General features: G+C 66.0%; 18 protein-coding genes. 8 read left to right on the top strand and 10 right to left on the bottom strand.

The features are described from left to right. Window positions 1-93: 93 nt before the first annotated feature. From MOE34_RS04220 to rnd, 5 genes are all read left to right on the top strand, one after another. Window positions 94-2,046, top strand: coding sequence for a sensor histidine kinase (locus MOE34_RS04220; RefSeq protein ID WP_242221318.1), 1,953 nt, complete (start codon window positions 94-96; stop codon window positions 2,044-2,046). Then, window positions 2,015-2,392 (top strand): response regulator, encoded by a 378-nt coding sequence (locus MOE34_RS04215; protein WP_242221316.1) that lies wholly within the window; start codon window positions 2,015-2,017, stop codon window positions 2,390-2,392. Before MOE34_RS04220 ends, MOE34_RS04215 begins: the two co-directional genes overlap by 32 nt. Window positions 2,393-2,631: 239 nt before the next feature. Beyond that, complete coding sequence (locus MOE34_RS04210; RefSeq protein ID WP_242221314.1) at window positions 2,632-3,873, top strand: MFS transporter; 1,242 nt, start codon at window positions 2,632-2,634, stop codon at window positions 3,871-3,873. A gap of 86 nt (window positions 3,874-3,959) precedes the next feature. Continuing rightward, a complete protein-coding gene (locus tag MOE34_RS04205) occupies window positions 3,960-5,345 on the top strand; it encodes a multicopper oxidase family protein (protein WP_242221312.1) in 1,386 nt (461 codons plus the stop codon). A gap of 101 nt (window positions 5,346-5,446) precedes the next feature. Beyond that, window positions 5,447-6,592 (top strand): ribonuclease D, encoded by a 1,146-nt coding sequence (gene rnd, locus MOE34_RS04200; protein ID WP_242223746.1) that lies wholly within the window; start codon window positions 5,447-5,449, stop codon window positions 6,590-6,592. Window positions 6,593-6,607: 15 nt separating this feature from the next. Here rnd and MOE34_RS04195 read toward each other — a convergent pair whose 3' ends face one another. From MOE34_RS04195 to MOE34_RS04175, 5 genes are all read right to left on the bottom strand, one after another. Further along, window positions 6,608-7,192, bottom strand: a complete 585-nt coding sequence (locus MOE34_RS04195; RefSeq protein ID WP_242221310.1) for a DUF922 domain-containing Zn-dependent protease — start codon at window positions 7,190-7,192, stop codon at window positions 6,608-6,610. An 8-nt stretch (window positions 7,193-7,200) separates the two neighbouring features. Beyond that, on the bottom strand, window positions 7,201-8,721 hold the full coding sequence (locus MOE34_RS04190) for a Ppx/GppA family phosphatase (protein ID WP_242221307.1): 1,521 nt from the start codon (window positions 8,719-8,721) through the stop codon (window positions 7,201-7,203). Window positions 8,722-8,731: 10 nt separating this feature from the next. After that, window positions 8,732-10,927, bottom strand: coding sequence for an RNA degradosome polyphosphate kinase (locus MOE34_RS04185; RefSeq protein ID WP_242221305.1), 2,196 nt, complete (start codon window positions 10,925-10,927; stop codon window positions 8,732-8,734). A 296-nt stretch (window positions 10,928-11,223) separates the two neighbouring features. Further along, window positions 11,224-11,910 carry a DnaA regulatory inactivator HdaA gene (gene hdaA / locus MOE34_RS04180; protein ID WP_242221303.1) on the bottom strand — a complete coding sequence of 229 codons (687 nt, stop codon included), beginning with the start codon at window positions 11,908-11,910 and terminating at the stop codon, window positions 11,224-11,226. 28 nt (window positions 11,911-11,938) lie between these two features. Further along, window positions 11,939-13,057, bottom strand: a complete 1,119-nt coding sequence (locus MOE34_RS04175) for an AI-2E family transporter (RefSeq protein WP_242221301.1) — start codon at window positions 13,055-13,057, stop codon at window positions 11,939-11,941. Window positions 13,058-13,419: 362 nt separating this feature from the next. Between MOE34_RS04175 and purM the strand changes: the two genes are divergently transcribed. Both purM and purN read left to right on the top strand, forming a co-directional pair. Continuing rightward, the gene (gene purM, locus MOE34_RS04170; protein WP_242221298.1) at window positions 13,420-14,493 is read left to right on the top strand and encodes a phosphoribosylformylglycinamidine cyclo-ligase; all 1,074 of its coding nucleotides are present in this window, start codon (window positions 13,420-13,422) and stop codon (window positions 14,491-14,493) included. After that, the gene (purN, locus tag MOE34_RS04165) at window positions 14,490-15,155 is read left to right on the top strand and encodes a phosphoribosylglycinamide formyltransferase (RefSeq protein ID WP_242221296.1); all 666 of its coding nucleotides are present in this window, start codon (window positions 14,490-14,492) and stop codon (window positions 15,153-15,155) included. The genes purM and purN overlap by 4 nt, the downstream gene beginning before the upstream one ends. Before the next feature lie 108 nt (window positions 15,156-15,263). Here purN and MOE34_RS04160 read toward each other — a convergent pair whose 3' ends face one another. Continuing rightward, window positions 15,264-16,040, bottom strand: a complete 777-nt coding sequence (locus MOE34_RS04160) for a L,D-transpeptidase (RefSeq protein WP_242221294.1) — start codon at window positions 16,038-16,040, stop codon at window positions 15,264-15,266. A 255-nt stretch (window positions 16,041-16,295) separates the two neighbouring features. On the opposite strand from MOE34_RS04160, the gene MOE34_RS04155 reads away from it, so the two are divergent. After that, window positions 16,296-17,255 (top strand): glutathione S-transferase family protein, encoded by a 960-nt coding sequence (locus MOE34_RS04155; protein ID WP_242221293.1) that lies wholly within the window; start codon window positions 16,296-16,298, stop codon window positions 17,253-17,255. Here the strand turns inward: MOE34_RS04155 and MOE34_RS04150 are convergent. From MOE34_RS04150 to MOE34_RS04135, 4 genes are all read right to left on the bottom strand, one after another. Beyond that, window positions 17,252-18,877 carry a cisplatin damage response ATP-dependent DNA ligase gene (locus MOE34_RS04150; RefSeq protein ID WP_242221292.1) on the bottom strand — a complete coding sequence of 542 codons (1,626 nt, stop codon included), beginning with the start codon at window positions 18,875-18,877 and terminating at the stop codon, window positions 17,252-17,254. The genes MOE34_RS04155 and MOE34_RS04150 overlap by 4 nt on opposite strands. A 179-nt stretch (window positions 18,878-19,056) precedes the next feature. Beyond that, window positions 19,057-20,067, bottom strand: coding sequence for a ligase-associated DNA damage response exonuclease (locus MOE34_RS04145; RefSeq protein ID WP_242221290.1), 1,011 nt, complete (start codon window positions 20,065-20,067; stop codon window positions 19,057-19,059). 56 nt (window positions 20,068-20,123) lie between these two features. Beyond that, the gene (locus tag MOE34_RS04140; RefSeq protein ID WP_242221288.1) at window positions 20,124-20,570 is read right to left on the bottom strand and encodes a MarR family winged helix-turn-helix transcriptional regulator; all 447 of its coding nucleotides are present in this window, start codon (window positions 20,568-20,570) and stop codon (window positions 20,124-20,126) included. 64 nt (window positions 20,571-20,634) lie between these two features. Further along, the gene (locus MOE34_RS04135; protein WP_242221286.1) at window positions 20,635-22,929 is read right to left on the bottom strand and encodes a putative bifunctional diguanylate cyclase/phosphodiesterase; all 2,295 of its coding nucleotides are present in this window, start codon (window positions 22,927-22,929) and stop codon (window positions 20,635-20,637) included. Window positions 22,930-22,957 lie beyond the last annotated feature (28 nt).

The raw sequence follows: 22,957 nt of genomic DNA, 5'->3' as shown, positions 1-22,957 counted from the left end.
TACGCGTTTCACGACGCAAAACAGCTACGCACTCCGGTCGGAAATGCTCTAAGCTGCCCCGCGCGGCGGAACGGAACCGCCAGGGGGGCATGGGTGGATCGAGAACAGTCCTGGCGCAAGGCCAACGTCGCGGCGGGCCTCTGGTGCATCGCCGTGGGCATTGCGGTGATCGCGCTCTGGCTGAGCGAGCCGGCGCGCCTTGCCGCGCACTATCCCTTCCTGTTCGGCATGAAGTTCAATTCGGCGCTGGCCGTCATCGTCATCGGCGCGGCGCTGCTGGCGATGACGCGCGGCTTCCGGCACCTGCCCGCGCTGATGATGGTGCCGGTCTTCGCCTATGGCGCCGTCGCTCTGGCGCAGCATCTCTTCGGCATCGACGCCGGCATAGACACCGCGCTCCACACGCCCTTCACCGATATACGCACCAGCCTGCCGGGGCGGATCGCGCCCAATACCGCCGCCTGCTACATGATGGTGAGCGTCGCGCTGTTCCTGCGCGCCTACCGGCAGAAGAGCGATGCGGTGCAGATCGTGCTCGGCCTTGCGACCTTCATCATCGCGGCCGCCGCCTTCATCGGCTATGCCATCGCGCTCGATTTCGCGCATGACTGGGTGCGCCTCTCGCGCATGTCGTTCCAGAGCACCACCTGCTTCGTCGCGCTCGGCATCGTCATCGTCTTCACGGATACGGAAGCGAGCGGCTTCCACCGGGCGACGCTCGCCGGCATCCTGGGCCTTGCCACCTACCTGCTGCTGCTCGCCATGACCTACTATGAGCTGGGGCGCTACGAAACCTCCTTCGGCATCACCTTCACCAGCAGCGGCAACAACGCCCGCTCGACGCTCTCCTCCCTCGTGCTGATCTCCGGCGCGCTGTCCGGCGGCCTCCTCGTCCATCTCTACCTTTCCTCCCGCCGTGCGCGGCGCATGGCGGCCGACCTTGCCGAAAGCCAGGCGCGCCTCGCCGCCATCATCGACAACGCCGTGGACGGCATCGTCACCATCGACGAGCGCGGCATCATCCTCACCGTCAACGCGGCCTGCACGCGCATCTTCGGCTATGCGCCGCGCGAGATGATCGGCAACAACGTCAAGATGCTGATGCCGGAGCCGTATCACGGCGAGCACGACCGCTATCTTTCCAACTACCAGCGCGGCGGCGCGGCGAAGGTCATCGGCATCGGCCGCGAGGTAGAGGGCCGGCGCAAGGACGGCGTATCCTTCCCGCTCGACCTTGCCGTCGCCAAGGTGGAGGTGAACGGCGCCACCATCTATAGCGGCCTCGTGCGCGACATCTCCGAACGCAAGGCGAACGAGCAGGCGCTGATCGAGGCGAATGCGGAGCTGGAGGAATTCGCCTACCGCACCTCGCACGACCTTCGCTCGCCCATAGCCTCCTCCATGGGCCTGCTCGGCATTTCGCGCGAGATGCTGGCGGAAGGCGAGCACGCCGCGCTCGACCAGATGCTCCAGCGCATGGAGCAGAACTTCCGCCGTCTCGACCACCTGATCCAGAACATCATCACGCTGACGCGCAACCGGCTGATGGAGGAAGAGGAGCGGCCGGTCGCGCTGCGCGCGCTGGTGTCGGAGGCCATCGACGCCCTCTCCCATCTCGACGACGTCAAGCGGATCCGCATCGAAAATCATGTGCCGGCGGAATTGACAATCATCAGCAAGCCATCGAAATTCCAGGTCATCGTCGGCAACCTGCTGTCCAATGCGGTCAAGTATCACGACCCGAAGGAGGCAGAACCGGCGATCGATATCCGCGCCTTCCGCTATGGCGGCAAGCTGCGGCTGTCGGTGGAGGACAACGGCCTGGGCGTTCCGCCCGCGAGCCGCCATTTGTTGTTCAGAATGTTCAAACGGCTGCACCCGAATCGGTCCTTCGGCAGCGGGTTAGGCCTCTACATATTGAAAAAGAGCGCGGAATCCCTCGGGGGCGATGCGCTCTATGAAGCAAGAGATAAGGGCAGCCGGTTCATCATCGAACTGCCCGACAGGGACAAACATGAAGATCACCTCGATCCTGGTCGTCGATGACGACGAGAACGACCAGTTCATCTGCGACTACACGATCCGCAAATTCGATCCGTCGATCCGCGTGCTGAAGGCCCTCGACGGCGCCGAGGCGCTCGACATACTCCACCGCGAGACCCCCGACGCCATCATCCTCGACATCAACATGCCCGTGATGAACGGCTTCGAATTCCTCGACCGCTATGCGACGGAATTCGAAGTGCATGCGCCGATCGTCGCCCTGCTGACCAGCTCGCGCCTCGGCAAGGACCGGGAGCGGGCCATGCAGTACAGCTTCGTGAAGAGCTATTTCGAAAAGCCCTTGCAGGCCGATCATCTGCGGGTGATGGCGGAGCTTCTGAAGATGTAAGGGGCGGCATTCGCCTTGCCCCTCACCCTACCCCTCTCCCCGCAGGCGGGGAGAGGGAACATGCCTCACGCAGCGTCGGAGATTTGGGAAAACGGCTCGGCATCTCTCCTTCTCCCCGCCTGCGGAGACTAGGTGTCCGGCAGGCCGGATGAGGGCGGCCACACCCGCCGCCGCACACAATTTCACCGCCGCGCCGCCTCCCCCCTCCCTTTCCGCAAATCCTTCGCCATAGTGCCCGCATGTCCACGATTCGCCCCCTGATTCCCCTTCTCGTCACCGCCGGCATCCTGATCGGAGGGAACGGGCTGCAGGGCACCTTCATCGCGCTGCGCGCCTCGCAGGAAGGGTTCTCCACCTCGCTGATCGGCTTCGTGGGCGCGGGCTACAGCATCGGTTTCGCCATCGGCTGCATCTATGTGACGCGCGTGCTGCGCGCCATCGGCCATATCCGCACCTTCTCCGCCATGGCGGCCATCGCCTCGGCCTCGGCCATCGCCATGGTGCTGCTCATCGATCCCGTCTTCTGGTTCGCGATGCGCCTTGTCGCCGGCATCTGTTTCGCCAGCCTCTTCGCCACCGTCGAAAGCTGGCTGAACGCCTCCGTCACCAATGCCAACCGGGCGCGCACGCTCTCCATCTACCGCCTCGTCGACCTCGGCTCGGTGACGGCGGCGCAATATGTCATTCCCGGCGTCGGTATCGGCGGCTTCGAGATCTTCGCCTTCATCGCCATGGCGCTGTCGCTGTCGCTCGTGCCGATCTCGCTGGCCGACCGCTCCAGCCCCACCGTGCCGGAAGCGATCCGCTTCGATGTGAAGAAGCTCTGGAACATCTCGCCGCTCGCCACCGTCGGCTGCATCGTCGTCGGCCTCACCAATGCGGCCTTCCGCAATCTCGGGCCGATCTACGCGCACGATATCGGCCTGTCGGTGACGGCCATCGCCAGCTTCATGAGCGCGGGCATCGTCGGCGGGGTCGTGCTGCAATATCCGCTCGGCATCTATTCCGACCGGCTCGACCGCCGTCTCGTCATCCTCGTCGCCACGCTCGGCTCCACGCTCGCCGCGCTTTACCTCGCCTTCTTCGCGGGCGGCGACGAATGGCGCAACCTCGTCGGCATCTTCGTCTTCGGCGCCTTCGCCATGCCACTCTATTCGCTCTGCTCGGCCCATGCCAACGACCACGCCGGCGAGGGCGAACATGCGCTGGTCTCGGCGGGCATGCTGTTCTTCTGGTCCTGCGGGGCGATCATCGGGCCGCTCTTCGCCTCGGTGCTGCTGCAGTTCTTCGGGCCGCAGGCGCTGTTCATCTATACCGCCGTCGTCCTCGTCGCCTTCATGGCCTATACGGTGCTGCGCATGAGCGCCCGCCCCGCCGTGCCGGCGGGCGCGCGTCACAGCCGCTTCCGCAACCTGCTGCGCACCTCCTTCTTCTTCAACAAGCTCGCCGCCTCCGACAAGGACCGCGACGGCGGGCATTGAGGCTGCGGCAATCTGGTCTGTAGCGGCTTATTGATGAGCGTCCTTCTCAGGTTTAGAAAACGAGGAACGCCACCGGAGAAACCGCCATGCCGACACGCCGCACGCTGATGAAGGGGGCGCTTGCCGCCGGAGCCTATGCGGGAGGTCTCGGGCTTGCGGGCCGCTTCGGCGGCGTGGCGAGCGCCGGGGCCGCCATGCCCCTCGTCGCGCGCCGCACGGAGGCGCTCATCACCGACAAGGGACCGACAAAGGGCGCGATGACCTATGGCGAAGCGGAAATCCCGCCGGTGCTGCGCATGCGCCGGGGCACGCCCTTCGCGCTTCGCCTCGACAACCGGCTGGACGAGCCGACCACCATCCACTGGCACGGCCTGCGCATCGACAACAGGATGGACGGCGTTCCCTTCCTGACGCAGCCCTATGTCTATGGCGGCGACGGCTTCGACTATGCCTTCACCCCGCCGGATGCCGGCACCTTCTGGTATCATCCCCATTGCAACACGCTGGAGCAGATCGGCCGCGGCCTTGCCGGCCTCGTCGTGGTGGAGGATCCGGCTGATCCCGCCTTCGACGCGGAGATCGTGCTGAACCTGCGCGACTGGCGGCTCGGCGGCGACGGGCAGTTCATCGCCCAGTTCAAGCCCCGCGACGCCGCCCGCGCCGGCACCTTCGGCACCGTGCGCACCGCCAACTGGCGGCAGTCCCCGCAATATGACGCGCCGGTCGGCGGCCTCGTGCGCCTGCGCCTTGCCGCGACGGACGTCACCCGCATTCTCGCGCTCTCCGTGGAGGGCGCCGAGGCGCTGGTCATCGCCGCCGACGGCAACCCGGTGGCAGAGCGCTTTTCGCCGGACCACCTGATGATCGGTCCCGGCCAGCGGCTCGACCTCGTGCTGCGCATGCCCGACACGGAAGGCGCGGTCGCCGCCCTGAAGGACCTGCGCGGCACCAAGCCCGCCACGCTCGCCACGTTCCGCGCGACCGGCGCCTCCCTGAAGCGCAACGTCGCCGACCTGCCGGCGCTCGCCGCCAATCCCCTGCCCGAGCCGGATCTTTCCGCCGCCACCGAATTGCCCTTCATCCTCAGCGCCTCGGCGGAAGAGCGCCCGAAGGACGGCATCTGCGGCTCGCTCGGCTACAATTTCTGGGCCATCAACAAGGTGCCGTGGGCGGACGATACGGGCGACCCGACCGCGCCGCTCGCCGAGATGAAGGCCGGCAAGACCTATATCTTCAACGTCGAGAACCCGACGCCACAGGTGCACCCCCTTCACCTGCACGGCCTCGTCTTCCGTCCGATGAACTCCAACAAGCAGGCGATCCGCCCGCACTTCTCCGACACCTACCTCATCCTGCCCGACGAGAAGGTCCAGCTCGCCCTCGTCGCCGACAATCCCGGCGACTGGGTGTTCCATTGCCATATCATCGAGCACCAGAAGACCGGCATGACCAGCTATGTGCGGGTGACGTGAGGAGCGGGCGGCGCAAGTTTTCGATTGTGGCAAAACCGTGGACCGTCTAAAGCTGCCCGATCAAAAATCTCAAAGAAAAGCCCGCCCGAGCCATCATGCAGATCATCGAAACCACCGCAGCCCTTCGCGACGCCTGTGAGACGCTCGCCCGTTCCGAGTATCTGACGATCGACACGGAGTTCCTGCGGGAGACGACCTTCTGGCCGGAACTGTGCCTGATCCAGCTTGCCGGCCCGGAGATCGAGGTGATCGTCGATCCGCTCGCCAAGGGCCTCGACCTTGCCCCCTTCTTCGAGCTGATGGGCAATCCGGCGGTGCTGAAGGTGTTCCACGCCGCACGGCAGGACATCGAAATCATCGTCCACCGCGGCAATCTCATTCCGCATCCGATCTTCGACACGCAGGTCGCCGCCATGGTCTGCGGCTTCGGCGACAGCGTGTCCTACGACCAGCTCGTCCAGAAGATCAAGGGCGTGCATATCGACAAGTCCTCGCGCTTCACCGACTGGAGCCGCCGCCCGCTCACCGAAAAGCAGCTCGAATATGCGCTCGCCGACGTGACACACCTGCGCGACGTCTACCTGGCGCTGAAGGCCAAGCTCGACGAGGCCGGCCGCTCGCTGTGGCTGACCGAGGAAATGGCGGTCCTCGAATCCCGCGACACCTACGACCTGCATCCGGACGACGCCTGGAAGCGCCTGAAGATGCGCGTCAAGAAGCCGATGGAACTGGCCGTCCTGCAGAAGGTCGCCGCCTGGCGCGAACGCGAGGCGCGCGGCCGCAACGTGCCGCGCTCGCGCATCCTCAAGGACGACACGATCTACGAGATCGCCCAGCAGCAGCCCGTCGATGCCGAGGCGCTGGCGCGCCTGCGCACCATTCCCAAGGGCTGGGAGCGCTCGCAGTCCGGCACCGCGCTTCTCGAAGCGGTCAATGAGGCGCTGGCGATCCCGAAGAACGACCTGCCGCGCCTGCCGCGCCAGAACCATGTGCCGGAAGGCGCCGCCGCCGCCAGCGAGATGCTGAAGGTGCTCCTGAAGATCGTCGCGGAAAAGCAGGGCGTTGCCGCCAAAATCATCGCCAATTCCGACGATCTCGAAAAGATCGCCATCGAAGGTGAAGCCGCCAAAGTCCCCGCCCTCACCGGCTGGCGCCGCGACCTCTTCGGCGACACCGCCCTCAACCTCATCGGCGGCAAGGTGGCGCTGCGCTTCATCGACCGGAAGATCGAGGCGGTGGAGCTTTAAGCCGCTCCCTTGCCCTTATCGCGGATCGACCAGGTGCAGGATGAGCTGGTGGACGTTGCCGCCCTCGCTCATTTCGATCTGGTCGAAATCGCGGCTGCGGGCGCGCTGGGCGTCGGAAAGTTCGCCGAGGCGGGCCTGTAGCACGGGGCGGATCTTCCGGCAGTCCGGGTCGTTGTCGACCGTCAGGCCGACGCTCATCGCCTCGATTTCCTTCACCATGTCCTTGATGAAGTCGCCATGCACCTTCTCATGCCTGGTGACACCCGCAATGAAGGTTTCCCAGCGGCTCTTCAGCGGCTCGGAGAGCTTGGATTTCAGCTTCGGCAACGTGTAGGTGATGATGAGCTTCGGCTTGTTGACCGTAATGACGCAGGCATTGCCCCGGCGCTCGTATTTGCGCGTCCAGGTCAGCTTGAAACCGGTATGGGCGATGACGCGGGCCACGCCGAGCTTGGGGCCGCGCTCGCCGATCGACTGGTAGATTTCCATGCCCGTCGCGCCCTGCACGGCGTAAGGCTCCACGCGCTCGACCGCCTGCCAGTCCTGCGCAAAAGCGCTTGCGGCAAGTAGGAAACCGGTAAGGAAGGAAGCGATCCGCATGGCTGGCCTCACAGGAACCTGAAAGCGAGCTTCCGGCCCGTCAGCTTGGCGAGTTGCTGCAGGCGGCCGTCGAGCCGTTCGCCGGCAAGTTCGGCATAGTCCGCCGGCACGGCGAGTTCGAGGTCCGTATCGGGCTGCGACGACTTGCGGAAGGCGATGTGCGGCACGACGCCCGGCATGGAGGCCGAGAAGAGGTAGGCGACACGCAGCAGGCCACCGAGAAGCTTTGCCAGTTCGCGCATGCGCGGCGGGGCGATGCCGGCGAGTGAACTGCTGACGGCGTCGTCGCTAAGGCCCTCGAAACGGTAGTAATTGGCAAGCGCGATGAAGGCGCGGCCGGGATGGGTGATGCCGATGAAGGTCCCGTGGGCGATGAGATTCAGCGCCTGCAGGCCGCGGTAATCCGGGTGGGCACGCCAGCTTATGTCGGCCAGAAGGCAGGCGGTCTCGCGATAGCGCGCCTCTTCCGGCGTTTCGGTTACGCCGAAGAGCGGCATCATCCGGCCGGTCCATTCGGCAAGCTCGCGGGCGTGCTCGGGTGAGCGGGCGCGCAGGATGGCGAGTTCGCCGGCGGCCGAAAGCAGCGGATCTCGTGCCTTCTCCCGCTCGGGCAGCAGCGAATAGAGATAGCCTTCGCGCACGCCCTGCGCGGAGAAGAAGACCCGCGAGGGCCTCATGATGGCGATGGTCTCCTGCAGGGCGACCGCGCCGAAGGGCAGCAGGTTGCGCCGGCTCTTGGAGATCGCCGCATAGGCCGGATCCTTCTGGTCCTTGGCGGTGACCACGTCCGTCAGGAAGTCCATGGCGTCGGAAAAGCCGAGCTCGTAGCCCTGGATCATGTGCAGCGGATAGTTCTGCGCTTCCATGTGCAGCGCGCCGAGGGCGCGCCAGGTGCCGCCGACGGCGTAGAAGGCGCGGCCCTCCCCCTTCTTGAGGAGATTGGCGGTGCGCAGGTATTTGCGCGCGACGATGCGGGCCTGCGCGGGCGAGCCGCCCGAGGCTTCCGACAGGCGGATGCCGCCGAGCGGCAGCGTGATGCCCTTGCCGACATCGAGACGGGTCACGTCGATCAGTTCCAGCGAGCCGCCGCCGAGGTCGCCGACGATGCCGTCCGTATCGGCAAAGCCGCTGACGATGCCGAGCGCGGAGAAATAGGCTTCCTCCTCGCCGGTCAGCACGCGCACCTTCTGGCCGAGGATCATTTCCGCCTGGTGGATGAAATCGGGACCGTTCTCCGCCTCGCGCGCGGCGGCGGTCGCCAGCGCGAACATGGTGGAGGCGCGGGCCTGTTTCGACAGGGCCTTGAAGCGATGAAGCGCAGCCAGCGCGCGCTCGACGCTCGCCGGGTCCATGCGGCCGGTCTTCGCAAGCCCCTTGCCGAGGCCGCACATGACCTTCTCGTTGAAGAGCATGGCCGGCGAACGGCTCATGCCCTCATAGATCACGAGGCGAATCGAGTTGGACCCGATATCCACGACCGAGACCGGGGCAATTCCAGGCAAACGCCCCTGGGCTTCAGATTCGACCATGCATATCCAGTTATGTCTTCCGGCGGCCTTGCCAGCCCGCGATCGCCTTCGGTGTCGAGGACTTCAGAGCCTCGCCCCGGCCCGAGAGGCTGGGGTTGGTCATGAAGTAGTGCTGAGCGTTGAACGGCTCGGCCCCGGACTGCACTTCCATGCGCCGGGACGTTCCGTCCGCAAGAATCTCGTAGCTCTGCTGGTTATCGATGAGATTGCCCAGCATGATCTGCGAAAGTACCTGCTCATGCACCGTCCGGTTGATCAGAGGCACGAGTGTCTCGACCCGCCGGTCCAGGTTGCGCGGCATCATATCCGCGGAGCCTATATAGACCAGCGCCTTGTCCGATGGAAGCCCGTGGCCATTGCCGAAGCAGAAGATGCGGGAATGTTCGAGGAAGCGGCCGACGATGGATTTGACGCGGATATTGTCGGAAAGCCCCGGAACCTGCGGGCGCAGGCAGCAGATGCCGCGCACGACGAGATCGACGATCACGCCCGCCTGGCTGGCGCGGTAGAGGGCGTCGATGATGTCGGGATCGACCAGCGAATTCATCTTCATCCAGATCGCCGCCGGCGCGCCGTTCTTCGCATGCGCGATCTCCTCGTCGATGTGACGCAGGATGCGCGGGCGCAGCGTATAGGGCGAGAAGGCGAGCTTCATGCCGGCCTCCGGCTCGCCATAGCCGGTGATGAAATTGAAGATGTTCGCCATGTCGCTGGCAATCGTCGGGTTGCAGGTGAAGAAGGACAGGTCCGTGTAGATCTTCGCCGTGATCGGGTGATAGTTGCCCGTGCCGAGGTGGCAATAGGTGCGAAGCTTGCCCTCCTCGCGGCGCACGACCATCGACATCTTGGCGTGGGTTTTCAGTTCGATGAAGCCGAAGACGACCTGCACGCCGGCGCGCTCGAGGTCGCGCGCCCAGCGGATGTTGGCCTCTTCATCGAAGCGGGCTTTCAGTTCCACCAGCGCCGTCACCGACTTGCCGGCCTCGGCCGCGTCGATCAGCGCGCGCACGATGGGGCTGTCGTTGGAGGTGCGGTAGAGCGTCTGCTTTATCGCCAGGACGTCAGGATCGCGCGCAGCCTGGAGAAGGAACTGGACCACCACGTCGAAGCTTTCGTAGGGGTGGTGGACGACCATGTCCTTTTCCCGGATGGCGGCGAGGCAGTCTCCGGCGTGCTCGCGGACGCGTTCGGGAAATCGGGCATTGTAGGGCTCGAACCGCAGGTCGTCGCGCGGGGCCTTGGCGATTTCCGACAGCGTGTTGAGGGCGAGCAGGCCCGGCAGCACGGCGACGCGGTTATCCGGCACGCCGAGTTCGCCGACCACGAAGCGGCGCAGCGATTCGGGCATTTCCGAATCCGTCTCGATGCGGATCACCGAGCCGCGGCGGCGGCGCTTCAGCGCCGTCTCGAAGAAGCGCACCAGATCCTCTGCCTCTTCCTCCACCTCGATATCGCTGTCGCGGATGATGCGGAACGTGCCCGAGCCGCGCACGATATAGCCGGGGAAGAGTCTTCCGATGAAGAGGCCGACGGCATCCTCAAGCGTGATGTAGCGGATCGCGCCCTTGGCGTCCGGCAGGCGGATGAAGCGGTCGAGCGCGACGGGCAGGCGGAGCAGCGCCGTCATCGGCTCCTTGCCGGTCGTGCTTTCAAGCTGGAGGCCGATGGAGAAGCCGAGGTTCGGGATGAACGGGAACGGATGGGCCGGATCGATGGAGAGCGGCGTCAGCACCGGGAAGATCGACTGCATGAATTCCTGCTGGAGCCAGACCTTGTCGTCGCTGGAAAGCGCCGTGGGGCGGACGATCAGGATGTCTTCCTTGGCGAGATACTGCTGGAGCACGGCGAGCGAGGCCTGCTGCTCCATCTGGAGATTGTCGATCTCCTTCAGGATATCGTCGAGCTGCTCGGCAGAGGTCTTGCCGTCCGGGCTGCGGATGCCGACGCCCTGGCGCACCTGCCCTTCCAGGCCGGCGACGCGCACCATGAAGAACTCGTCGAGATTGGCCGCCGAGATCGACAGGAAGCGAATGCGCTCCAGCAGAGGATGGGCGGTGTTCAGCGTCTCCTCGAGGACGCGGCGATTGAACTGGAGCCAGGAGAACTCGCGGTTGATGAAGCGCTCGGGACTGGCCATCAGCGCCGCGACGTCGATGGGCGCATCGGCGGGCTTTTCCTGAGAGAGATCGGAAGTCGCTGTATCCATTGGAAGTTCCGCCCGGTTTGCCGTCAGCCTTGAACGCGAAAACTATTTCCGCTTTTCCGCGAAGCGTTTAGCGCAGTTTGACGACAGAACTGTGACAGTCAATCGGGGGCGGTGGGATTCAGGAGACAATCGTAGCCGGGGCTGCCCCTCACCCTAACCCTCTCCCCGCAAGCGGGGAGAGGGGACTTGCCCCGTGCAGCGTTGGAGATTTGGGAAACGGTGCGGCATATCCCCTTCTCCCCGCCTGCGGGGAGAAGGTGGCCGGCAGGCCGGATGAGGGGCGCAGCGTCCTCCCCTCAATCCTCTCCGCCCACCATCTCCCCCAGCACCTCCTGCGCCAGCGTGCGCGTGATACGGCTGCCGCGGGCGAGCGCCAGGCGGTCGAGGCGTTCCACCAGGGTTTGCGCCGCCTCCAGCGAGCGCTCCATGCGCGCCACGATATAGGCGACGAGCTTGTCGTCGACGAAGAGCTGGCGGTCGGCGAAGAGTTTTACGATGACCTGCGAGAGCAGTTCGTCATCCGGCTCGCCGATCTCCACCACCGTCGCCGCCTTGAGGCGCGAGCGCAGGTCCGGCAGCTCCACCGGCCAGGACATCGGCCAGAGCCGGCTGGTGATGAGCAGGGTATGGCCGTGCTGGCGCACGTTGTTGATAATGTGGAAGAGCGTGCGGTCTTCGAAGCCCGCGCGGTCGGCATCCTCGATGAGGACGGGGCCATGTTCGGCGGCCTCCTCCGCGCCCTGCCCCGCCTTCGCCTCGATGAGGCGTGCGCCGGCCTTCTCGCGCCAGATGGCGGCGAGGTGCGACTTTCCCGAGCCGACGGGTCCGGCGATGACGACAACGGGCGCCGGCCAGTGCGGCCAGGCGTCGATCATCGCCACGGCCGCGTCCACGGGTTCGGCGATCAGGAGGTCGTCGCGGCCCGTCGCGGGGTCGTGCCCGAAGGCCAGCGGCAACTGTTCGGCGGTCTTGCGCGACGTCATGGTGTTACTCGGCTACTCTCTGCCACCGTTAGTCTTTCGGTGTGCTCTCTTCGAGGAGAACGGACTTGCTCCTGCCGTAGTAGAGGTCGCTGTCAAGGTAGCGGTTGAGGCCGAAGCGGACAAGCACACCCACGGCGGCGGCGGCCGGCACGGCGATCATCAGCCCGACGAAGCCGAACAGCGCGCCGAAGGCGACCAGCGCGAACATCAGCCAGACCGGGTGCAGGCCGACGCGCGAGCCGACGAGCTTCGGCTGGAGGATGTTGCCCTCGATGAACTGGCCGGTGAAGAAGATGACGGCGATGAGCGCCACCATCCAGTAATCCGGCCAGAACTGCACCACGGCGACGCCGACGGCGAGCACGAGGCCAACCAGCGAGCCGACATAGGGAATGAAGCTGATGAGGCCGGCGAAAAGGCCGATCAGCAGGCCGAAATTGAGGCCGGCGAAAGAAAGGCCGACGCCGTAGAACAGGCCGAGGATGATGCAGATGGAGCCTTGCCCGCGCACGAAGCCGGCAATGGCCGCATCCATCTCGGAGGCGATCTGGCGCACATTGGCGACATGATCGCGCGGCACCCAGCTATCCACCTTGTCTATCATGCGGTCCCAGTCGAGCAGGAGATAGAAGGCGACGACGGGCGTGATGACCAGCAGCGAGAGGACGTTGACCAGCGCCATGCCGGAATTCCAGAGCTGCTTGAACACCGTGCCGAGGAAGCCGGCGGCCTCGGCGAGGATGGTGGAGAAGCTCTGCTTGATCGTGCCCATCTGGCTGCCGATCCAGCTCGGCAGGAGATCCGGATTGAAGCTCGCCACCAACTCCTGAAGCTGGGTGACGTAGCCCGGCAGCTTCTCCAGGAAATCGGCGGCCTGGGTTGCGAGCAGCGGGATGACGATCATCAGCGACAGCGCGAAGAGCACGACGAAGGTGACGAGGATCACCACCGTCGCCATGGTGCGGGAAAGGCCGATACGCTCCAGCCGGTCGGCGACCGGATCGAGGAAATAGGCGAGCGCCATGCCGGCGATGAACGGTAGAAGGATACCGGAGAAGACGAGCAGGAAGAGCGCGAAGCAGACGAAGGCGATGAGCCAGAAGATCACCTGCCGCTTCAATCCCGCGCCGCTGATATGGGCTGCCATCGTGCTTTTCCCGTGTTTCGTTCGCACTGGAGATAGGATGCGGGGGTGAGAAAGGTCAAGGCTCGGCGGGAAGAAGCCGTGACGCTCGTTTCGAGGCCCCGGCCCCTCATCCGGCTGCCGCCACCTTCTCCCCGCAGGCGTGGAGAAGGGATATGCCGCATCGTTTTCCCCGATTTCCCCGTTGCGCAGGGCACGTCCCCTCTCCCTGCCCGCGGGGAGAGGGTTAGGGCAAGGGGCGATTTCCGCGGCAAGACCATGCGGCAAACCAGTGAAAAAATCCCGGTACTCCCGGCATTCTTCTTGCACTTATCCCCCCATCATGCCAATCGGGCGCGATAAGCGCGCGAGCCGGAGACGAGAGCATGAGCCAGTCGGAAAAGAACGGTCTGACCTATAGCGACGCGGGCGTCGACATCGACGCAGGCAACCTGATGGTCGAGAAGATCAAGCCGGCGGTGCGCTCGACGCGCCGCCCGGGCGCGGACGGCGAGATCGGCGGCTTCGGCGGCCTCTTCGACCTGAAGGCGGCCGGCTTCAAGGACCCGGTGCTCGTCGCCGCCAATGACGGCGTCGGCACCAAGCTGAAGATCGCCATCGACGCGAACCGCCACGACACCGTCGGCATCGACCTCGTCGCCATGTGCGTCAACGACCTTGTGGTGCAGGGCGCCGAACCGCTCTTCTTCCTCGACTATTTCGCCACCGGCAAGCTCGACCCCGAACAGGGCGCAGCCATCGTCGAGGGTATCGCCGAGGGCTGCCGCCAGGCCGGCTGCGCGCTGATCGGCGGCGAGACGGCGGAAATGCCGGGCATGTACTCGCATGGCGACTACGATCTCGCCGGCTTCGCGGTCGGCGCGGCCGAACGCGGCCAGTTGCTCCCGGCGGGCGATATCGCCGAAGGCGACGTCATCCTGGGCCTCGCCTCCTCGGGCGTGCATTCCAACGGCTATTCGCTGGTGCGCAAGATCGTCACGCTCTCGGGCCTCGGCTGGGACGCCCCTGCCCCGTTCGATGGCGCAAAAAGCCTCGGCGAGGCGCTGCTGACACCGACGAAGATCTATGTGAAGCCGCTGCTGAAGGCGATCCGCGAGACGGGCGCGATCAAGGCGCTGGCGCATATCACCGGCGGCGGCTTCCCGGAGAACATTCCGCGCGTGCTGCCGAAGCACCTTGCCGCCGAGATCGACCTTGCTGCCGTCAAGGCCCCGGCGGTCTTCTCCTGGCTTGCAAAAACGGGCGGCGTGGAAGCGACGGAAATGCTCCGCACCTTCAATTGCGGTGTCGGCATGATCGCCGTCGTTCCGGCCGACAAGGCCGGTGCGGTCGTAGCCGCCCTTTCGGCCGAAGGCGAGAGCGTCTTCCGCCTCGGCCGCATGGTCGCACGTGACGAGGGCGCGGCCGGCACGATCTACAAGGGCACGCTCGCCCTATGACGGCGCCCAGAAAGCGCGTCGTCGCCTTCATCTCCGGCGGCGGCTCCAACATGCTGGCGCTGGCGAAGGCGGCGGAAGCGCCGGATTTCCCGGCCGAGATCGTCGCGGTCTTCTCCGACAAGGCGGAGGCCGGGGGGCTTGCGAAGGCCGAGGCGCTCGGCATTGCGACCCGCGTCTTCCTGCGCCGGGACTTTTCCAGCAAGGAAGCACACGAGGCGGCGATCCTCGACGCGCTCGACGCGCTCTCGCCCGATATCATCTGCCTTGCGGGCTATATGCGGCTGCTCTCCGGCGCGTTCATCAACCGCCACGAGGGCCGCATCCTCAATATCCATCCGTCCCTGCTGCCGCTCTTCCCCGGCCTGCACACGCACCAGCGCGCCATCGATGCGGGGCTGCGCATCGCCGGCTGCACGGTGCATTTCGTGACCGAGGGCATGGACGAGGGTCCGGTGATCGTGCAGGCCGCCGTGCCGGTGCTGCCGGCCGATACCGCCGATACGCTGGCCGCGCGCGTGCTGACGGTGGAGCACAGGAGCTATCCGCTGGCGCTGCGGCTCGTGGCGGAGGGCAAGGTGCGCATGGAGGACGGCAAGGCCGTTTCCTCCGCCGATCTCCAGCAGGTGGCCGGGGCGCATCTGATCTCGCCGGCCGGGAACTAGAGCATTTCCAGCCGAAGCGGGATCGCTTCGGCGTTGGATAATGCGATAAAAACAAAAACCTAGAGCATTTCCGGTGAACCGGAGTTCACCGGAAATGCTCTAGGCCGGTCAGATCACAAGGATCGGCGTCTTGTTGGGCACGCGGTCATAGAGATCCATCACATCCTGGTTGAGCATGCGCACGCAGCCGGAGGAGACGGCCTTGCCGATGGACTTCCATTCCGGTGAGCCGTGCAGGCGGTAGAGCGTGTCCTGGCCGTCCTTGAAGATGTAGAGCGCGCGGGCGCCGAGCGGGTTGTTGAGGCCGCCGGGCATGCCGCCGTTCGCGCCGGAATAGTTGGCGAGTTCCGGCTGGCGCTTGACCATCTCGTCCGGCGGCGTCCACTTCGGCCAGGCCTGCTTCCACTGGATGACGCCGCGGCCCGACCAGGCGAAACCCTGCCGGCCGATACCGACGCCGTAGCGCATGGCGCGGCCATCCTGCTCGATCAGGTAGAGAAAGCGGTTGCCGGTGTCCACGATGATCGTGCCCGGCTTCTCAGCGAAAGGGCTTTCCACCTCCTGACGGTAGAAGCGCGGGTCGATCTGCTGGTAGGGCACGGCCGGCACTTGGAAGCCGCCGTCGTTGACTGGGGCATACATGGTGGCGTAGCGCGAGGACTCGGGCAGAAGGCCGGATGGCGGCGTCTGGCCGTAGATGCTGATCGGCCCCCTTCTGTCGATCTGCTCCGGCCTGCCCTCCAGCGCCGTATTGCGGAAATAGGGCCGCGTCTGCTCACGGAAGACCTCCGTGTTCATGGAGGACGTGCAGCCGGCAAGGCCGCTTGCCATGGCAAGGCCGGAGAATTGGAGGAAACGGCGGCGGGAAAGCGCGGTGTCGGTCATGAAGAACTATGTATCCGTTTGGCGGCAGGCAGGATGAACGGGGCGGCTGAATCAGAAACGAACGAACGGCGATTTAGGTCCATGACCCTGCCGCAATTGTGGCAGAGGCGGCTGGTCTCAGGCTTGCGCGCATGATTTGACGCAAATTTCACCCGGACGACACGGCTTTGTGAACGCTGTGTCAATCCGCGCGGGAATTGCCGTCCGCGCGCGCAGGGGGTACGCCAGTTCCATCAACGGAAGCGGGGTGGCGCGATGCTCGTCAATGGCAAGTGGACGGAAGACTGGCAGCCGGTTCAGGCGACCGACGCCAAGGGCGGCTTCGTGCGGCAGGTCTCCAGCTTCCGCAACTGGGTAACACCGGACGGCGGTGCCGGCCCGACGGGCGAAGGCGGCTTTGCCGCCGAAAGCGGCCGCTACCACCTCTATGTCGCGCTCATCTGCCCGTGGGCTTCGCGCACGCTGATCGCCCGCAAGCTGAAGAAGCTCGACGGCGCGATCTCCCTTTCCGTCGTCGAGCCGGCGCTGTCCGATCAAGGCTGGCGCTTCGGCGACTATCCGGGCTCGAACCGCGACGACCTCAATGGCGCGACCTACCTGCACGAACTCTATTCCCGCGCCGAGCCGACCTTCACCGGCCGCGCGACCGTGCCCGTCCTGTGGGACAAGGCGCGCGGGACCATCGTCAACAACGAATCGGCCGATATCGTGCGCATGCTGAACAGCGGCTTCGGCGCGCTGGCGGACGAGAGCGTCGACCTCTACCCGCAGGCCCTCCGCTCCGAGATCGACGCGCTCAACGAGCGCATCTATCCCGCGCTCAACAATGGCGTCTACCGCGCCGGCTTCGCCACCACGCAGGCTGCCTACGAGGAAGCCTACCAGGGTGTCTTCGCCATGCTGGACGAGCTGGAGGCGCGTCTTGCCGACGGCCGCCCCTTCCTGACGGGCGACACTTTCTCCGAGGCGGACATCCGCCTCTTCGTTACGCTCATCCGCTTCGACGCGGCCTATTTCGGTCTGTTCAAATGCAACCGCCGGCGCCTTGCGGATCATGCGGCGCTTTCCGCCTATACCAAGCGCGTACTCGATCTTCCTGGCGTGCGCGAGACGGTCAATATCGACCACATCAAGCAGGGCTATTATTCGATCAAGTCGCTCAACCCGAACCGTATCGTGCCACTCGGGCCTGATCTTTCAGCGCTGGGGCTTTAGCTCTCCTTCGCCTCCACCATCGCCATCAGCGTCTCCAGCCGGTCGGCCTCGGCCGGCAGCTTGTCCTGGCGCAGCCGCGCGATGCGGGGAAAGCGCATGGCGACGCCGGATTTGTGGCGGGTGGAGCGGTTGATGCCCTCGAAAGCGACCTCCAGCACGAAGCCGTGGCCCGGCTCGGCCCGCACCGCGCGCACCGGACCGAAGCGGTCGGTCGTGTTGTTGCGCACGTAGCGGTCGAGCACGTCCAGCTCCGCGTCGGTGAAGCCGAAATAGGCCTTGCCGACCGGCACCAGCATGTCGCCCTCGGGCCCCGCGGTCCAGACACCGAAGGTGAAGTCGGAATAGTAGCTCGAGCGTTTGCCGTGGCCGCGCTGGGCATACATCATCACGGCGTCGATATTGTACGGATCGCGCTTCCACTTGAACCACGGCCCCTTCATGCGGCCGGCCTGGTAGGCGCTGTCGAGCCGCTTGATCATCACGCCCTCGATGACGGGATCGGGCGGCTCGCGGCGGATTTTCTCCAGTTCCTCCCAGGAGGCGAAGGGCACGAGCGGCGAAAGGTCGAAGCGGCCCGGCGGCGTGCCGGCGATGAGGTCGGCGAGCCGGGCGCGGCGAGTGGAGAAATTCTCCGGCCGCACGTCCTCCTCTCCATCGAAGAGCACATCATAGGCGCGCACGAAGGCCGGATAGTCCTCCAGCATGCGCGCGTTGACCGTCTTGCGGTTGAGGCGCTGCTGGAGGTCGGAGAAGGTGCGCGTCGGGCTGTTGGTGCGCGCGGTGCCGCCGACGAGCAGCTCGCCGTCCACGACGCCCTCGAAGTCGATGGCGTCCAGCACGTCCGGGAAGGCGGCGGAGATGTCGTCGCCGGAGCGGGAATAGAGGCGGCGCGTCGAGCCCGACGAAGACAATTGCACGCGGATGCCGTCCCATTTCCATTCGGCGGCGAAATCGGCGGGGTCGAGATTGTCGAGGTCGCCCTCGCCCACCGGATTTGCGAGCATGACGGAATGGAAGATGGCGGGCGTTACCGGAACGGGCCGCTCGGCCCTGCCCTCCAGCCAGGCGAAGAGCGCTTCATAGGGCGGCTGGAGACCGTGCCAGAGGGTTTCGATCTCGGCGACGTCCCTGCCGGAGAAATCGGCCAACGCCTGCTTGGCGAGCCGGGCGGAGACACCGATGCGCAAGCCCCCGGTCGCCAGCTTGATGAAGGCGAAGCGGGCGGAGGGATCGAGCCGGTCGAGAAGGTCGCGCACCGCGCCGCGCGCCTCCGTGCGGCCGAGCGCGTTCATGCGGGCGACGACCGCACCGAGCCGGGGCTGGGCGTCGTCGTCCGCCCGCTCCTTGCGCTCCTGGTCCCAGACGAGCGCGATGGTCTCGGCAAGGTCGCCGACATAGTCGTAGGAATAGCGGAACAGCACCTCATCCATGCGCTCCAGCACCAGCTCGCGCAGGAGCGCCGGCTTCACGCTCTTCAGGTCCAGCGTGCCGGCGATGGCGGCAAGGCCGTAGCCCCGGTCGGGATCGGGCGTGTCGCGGAAATAGTCGGCGAGCAGCTTCAGCTTGCCGTTACGCGACGGGGTGAGGACGAGGCGGTCGAGGAGGGTCGCGAAGGCTTTCATGGGCGGAAACCTTTCGCGGCCTTGCCCCTCACCCTGGCCCTCTCCCCGCAAGCGGGGAAAGGGGACGCGCCACATGCGAACGTAGAGATTACGGAAAGCGATGCGGCATGCCTCCGTCTTCCCGCCTGCGGGGAGACGGTGCCCGGCAGGGCGGATGAGGGGCAAACGATCTGCACCATTCAATCCCCCTCATCCTCATAGCCTACCAGATGCAGCGGGCGCGCCGGGATGCCGGCCAGTTCGCACCAGCGCACCAGCGCCTCCTCGCGGCCATGCGTCACCCAGACTTCACCCGGCGCAAGCTCGCGGATCGTCCCGGTCAGTTCCGGCCAGTCGCAATGATCGGAGATGACGAGCGGCAGCTCGACACCGCCCTGTTTCGCGCGCTGGCGCACCATCATCCAGCCGGAGGCGAAGGCGACGAGCGGCTCGTTGAAGCGCCGCGCCCAGCGATCGGCAAAGGCCGAGGGCGGGCCGACGACGACCGCGCCCCGAAAATCGGCGGGGCTGCTCCCCTCGGCCGTCGCCGGCCGCAGGTCGCCGAGGTCGATGCCGCGGCTGGCGTAGTAGTCGCAGAGCGTGGCGAGCGCGCCGTGGATATAGACCGGCGCATCGTGGCCGCAATCGCGCAGGAGGCGGATGACGCGCTGCGCCTTGCCGAGCGAATAGGCCCCGACAAGATGGCTGCGCTCGGGAAACTGCCGCAGCGAGGTCAGGAGCTTGCCCATCTCGGCCTTCGGCGCGGGATGGTGGAAGACCGGCAGGCCGAAGGTCGCCTCGGTGATGAAGACATCGCAGGGCACCGGCTCCCAGGGCGCGCAGGTCGGGTCGGCGCCGCGCTTGTAGTCGCCGGAGGCGACGATGCGCAGGCCGTCCTTCTCGACGGCGATCTGGGCGGAACCGAGCACATGGCCCGCCGGATGGAAGGAGACGGCAACGCCGCCGAGATCGATGCGCTCGCCATAGGCGGCGACCTGCCGGGAACCGCAGAAATCCGCGCCGTAGCGGATCTCCATGATATCCAGCGTTTCCCGCGTCGCCAGCACCGCGCCGTGGCCGGCGCGGGCATGGTCGGCATGGCCATGGGTGATCAGCGCCCGCGCCACCGGGCGGACGGGATCGATGTAGAAATCGCCGGCAGGACAATAGAGGCCGGCGGGCGCCGGATGGAGGAGCTGGTCAGGCTTCATGGCGGGAAAGATAGGCGTTTTCGCGCGATCTGCCAGTGGGGCGAAGGCCGCCTGCCCTATGCAAGCGCCAACATGCCGGCACGCAGCACGCCCATATCCACGGCGGAAAGCTGGGCATCGACCTTCGCATGCGTCTCCTTCCAGATGGGAAAGGCTTGCGACAGCAGGCGGCGCCCGTCCGGCGTCAGGCGCAGCAAGCGGCCGCGGCGGTCGCGCGGATCCGGCTCCACGGTGACGAGGCCGCGCCGCTCCAGGGGCTTGAGGGCGGCGGTCAGCGTCGTGCGGTCCATGGCGAGCAGGCTTGCGACGGGTCCCATCGGCGGCGGTTCGGGCCGGTTCAGCGCCATCAGCAGCGAGAACTGGCCGTTGGTGAGGCCGACCGGGCGCAGCGCATCGTCGAAGCGGCGGGCCAGCGCCCGCGCCGCGCGCTGCGCCTGCAGGCACAGGCAATGGTCGCGCACGAACAGCGTCGTCTCGTAGGGAATCGGAGTGTCATCGGACATGCCTCTTACTGTTGATATCAACATAACAAAGTCAAGAGCGGAAGCGTCCGGTGCGCAAGGAATATCAGAGATTGGGAATACAGAGGATCGCCTGAAGGGCGCGCGCGTCGATGGGGCGGGAGAGATAGAAGCCCTGGATCTCATCGCAGCCCGCCGCGCGCAGGAAATCGACCTGCTCGCGCGTCTCCACCCCTTCGGCGATGACGCGAAGCTGAAGCGAATGGGCGAGCGAGATGACGGCATGGGCGATGGCGGCATCGTCGTTGTCGGCCGGCAGATCCTGTACGAAGGACCGGTCGATCTTGAGGCGGCCGACGGGAAAGCGTTTCAGGGAGGCAAGGCTGGAATAGCCCGTGCCGAAATCGTCGATGGCGAGATGCACGCCGAGCTGTTCCAACCGGTGCATGGTCTCCACGGCCTGCTGCACGTCCTGCATGATCAGGCTCTCGGTCAGCTCCAGCTCCAGATAGCGCGCCTCCAGCCCGCTTTCCTCGAGCGCCGTCGCGACGCGCTCCACCCAGTCCTTCGCCTGGAACTGGCGCGCCGAGACATTGACGGAAACGACGATGGGCGGCAGGCCGGAAAGCTGCCAGGCCTTGTTCTGCCGGCAGGCGGCGCGCAACGTCCAGTCGCCGATGGGCACGATCAGGCCCGTCTCCTCGGCAAGCGGAATGAAATCACCGGGCGGCACGAGCCCGCGCTCGGGGTGGCGCCAGCGGATCAGCGCCTCGACGGCGAAGATGCGGCCGGTCGTAAGGTCCATCTGCGGCTGGTACTGCAGGAAAAGCTCGCCCTGCGCCAGCGCGCGGCGCAGCTCCTCCTGTCGTTCCAGCTTTTCATGGGCGCGGTTGGCAAGCTCGGCGGTGAAGACCTCCATGGCGTCGCGGCCGACCTCCTTGGCGCGGTACATGGCGGCGTCCGCCCGGGCGAGCAGTTCCGTCGCGTTGCGGCCGTGCGCGGGATAGGAGGCGACGCCCATGCTGCAGGTCACCTGGAAGGAGCGCCCCTCGATCTCCACCGGCGAGGCGACGGCATCACGCACGGCCTGCAGCCTCGCCTCCACCGTCTCGCCTTCCGGCAGCGCACCGTCGATCAGAACCACGAACTCGTCGCCGCCGAGCCGGACGATGCTGTCGCCGGCGCGCACGCAGCCCAGCATGCGGGCCGAGACGATCTTCAGCAGTTCGTCGCCGGCATGGTGCCCGAGGCTGTCGTTGACCAGCTTGAAATTGTCGAGGTCGATGAAGGCGAGCGTCACGGTTCCGCCGCTGTCGTCCGCCGCCTCGATGGCCGAGGCGACGCGCTCGTCCAGCATGCTGCGGTTCGGCAGGCCCGTCAGCGCATCGTGATGGGCCATGAACTGGATGCTGTCCTCCGCCTGCTTTCGCTCGATGGCGATGCCGGCGATATGGGTCGCCATGCCGACGAGCTTCATGCATTCGGCGGAAGGCTCGCCGGCAAGGCGCGAATAGAGCGCGAACGTGCCGAGCACCCTGCCCTGATAGGAGCGGATCGGCGAGGACCAGCAGGCACGGAAGCCGTAGGGCGTGACGAGCGCCTTGTAGTCGGTCCAGAGCGGATCGGTCTCGATATCGCAGACGACGACCGGTTCGCCGCGCCACATGGCCGTGCCGCAGGAGCCGACGGCAGGGCCGATCTCCGCCCCCTCGATCAGCTTGCAGAAGGCCGGATCGAGGTTCGGCGCCGCGCCGTTGAGGATGTGCCGCCCATCGGGCGCGAGCAGCAGGATCGAGCCGGCGACATCGGGCACATGGGCCTCGATCAGCAGGATGAGGGAGGAGAAGATCTCCGTCAGAGGCGCGCCGAGCGCGATCATCTTGAGAAGATGCGCCTGGCCGAGATGCAGGCTCTCGGAGCGCTTGCGCTCGGTGATGTCGCGGGCGACGCCGACAAGGCCGATCACCACGCCGGCCGCATCGCGCACCGGCAGCTTGGAGGTAAGCAGCCATTTGAGATTGCCGCGGGAATCGCGGATCAGCTCCTCCATGTCGAGCGCGGCCCTGCCGGTGCGGATGATCTCCTGCTCGACGTTGAAGAAACCGCGCGCGACATGCTCGGGATGAATGTCGAAATCGGTAAGGCCCTCGAGGCTGTCCAGCCCCTCGCGCCGGTTGTCGTTGACGATGGCGCGGTTGGCGACGACGAAGCGGCCGTTCCTGTCCTTGAAATAGAGGTAGTCCGGCACCTCGTCGATCATGGCCTCCAGCCAGATCGTGCGGTCGTTCTGCGCCGCCGCAAGCGGAAAGAGCCGCGCCGCCTCGTCGATGAGGCGGCGGCTGGCCGACATCAGGCGCGCCGTCTGATCGGCATCGTCATTGCCAAGGCGGGACAGTTTCATGGACATCGAACCCAGCAATTCCCCATGC

This window comes from Shinella zoogloeoides, from assembly GCF_022682305.1.
Lineage (GTDB): Bacteria > Pseudomonadota > Alphaproteobacteria > Rhizobiales > Rhizobiaceae > Shinella > Shinella zoogloeoides_B.
The sequence above is the reverse complement of the archived record's forward strand: the minus strand, read 5'-3'. Positions and strand labels throughout refer to the sequence as shown.

Bases quoted from the DNA above. Each gene is read 5' to 3' on its own strand.
- MOE34_RS04215 (WP_242221316.1), top strand. From the start codon at position 2,015: ATGAAGATCACCTCGATCCTGGTCGTCGATGACGACGAGAACGACCAG.
- MOE34_RS04210 (WP_242221314.1), top strand. From the start codon at position 2,632: ATGTCCACGATTCGCCCCCTGATTCCCCTTCTCGTCACCGCCGGCATC.
- MOE34_RS04205 (WP_242221312.1), top strand. From the start codon at position 3,960: ATGCCGACACGCCGCACGCTGATGAAGGGGGCGCTTGCCGCCGGAGCC.
- MOE34_RS04195 (WP_242221310.1), bottom strand. From the start codon at position 7,192: ATGCGGATCGCTTCCTTCCTTACCGGTTTCCTACTTGCCGCAAGCGCT.
- MOE34_RS04190 (WP_242221307.1), bottom strand. From the start codon at position 8,721: ATGGTCGAATCTGAAGCCCAGGGGCGTTTGCCTGGAATTGCCCCGGTC.
- MOE34_RS04185 (WP_242221305.1), bottom strand. From the start codon at position 10,927: ATGGATACAGCGACTTCCGATCTCTCTCAGGAAAAGCCCGCCGATGCG.
- hdaA (WP_242221303.1), bottom strand. From the start codon at position 11,910: ATGACGTCGCGCAAGACCGCCGAACAGTTGCCGCTGGCCTTCGGGCAC.
- MOE34_RS04175 (WP_242221301.1), bottom strand. From the start codon at position 13,057: ATGGCAGCCCATATCAGCGGCGCGGGATTGAAGCGGCAGGTGATCTTC.
- purM (WP_242221298.1), top strand. From the start codon at position 13,420: ATGAGCCAGTCGGAAAAGAACGGTCTGACCTATAGCGACGCGGGCGTC.
- purN (WP_242221296.1), top strand. From the start codon at position 14,490: ATGACGGCGCCCAGAAAGCGCGTCGTCGCCTTCATCTCCGGCGGCGGC.
- MOE34_RS04160 (WP_242221294.1), bottom strand. From the start codon at position 16,040: ATGACCGACACCGCGCTTTCCCGCCGCCGTTTCCTCCAATTCTCCGGC.
- MOE34_RS04155 (WP_242221293.1), top strand. From the start codon at position 16,296: ATGCTCGTCAATGGCAAGTGGACGGAAGACTGGCAGCCGGTTCAGGCG.
- MOE34_RS04150 (WP_242221292.1), bottom strand. From the start codon at position 18,877: ATGAAAGCCTTCGCGACCCTCCTCGACCGCCTCGTCCTCACCCCGTCG.
- MOE34_RS04145 (WP_242221290.1), bottom strand. From the start codon at position 20,067: ATGAAGCCTGACCAGCTCCTCCATCCGGCGCCCGCCGGCCTCTATTGT.
- MOE34_RS04140 (WP_242221288.1), bottom strand. From the start codon at position 20,570: ATGTCCGATGACACTCCGATTCCCTACGAGACGACGCTGTTCGTGCGC.
- MOE34_RS04135 (WP_242221286.1), bottom strand. From the start codon at position 22,929: ATGAAACTGTCCCGCCTTGGCAATGACGATGCCGATCAGACGGCGCGC.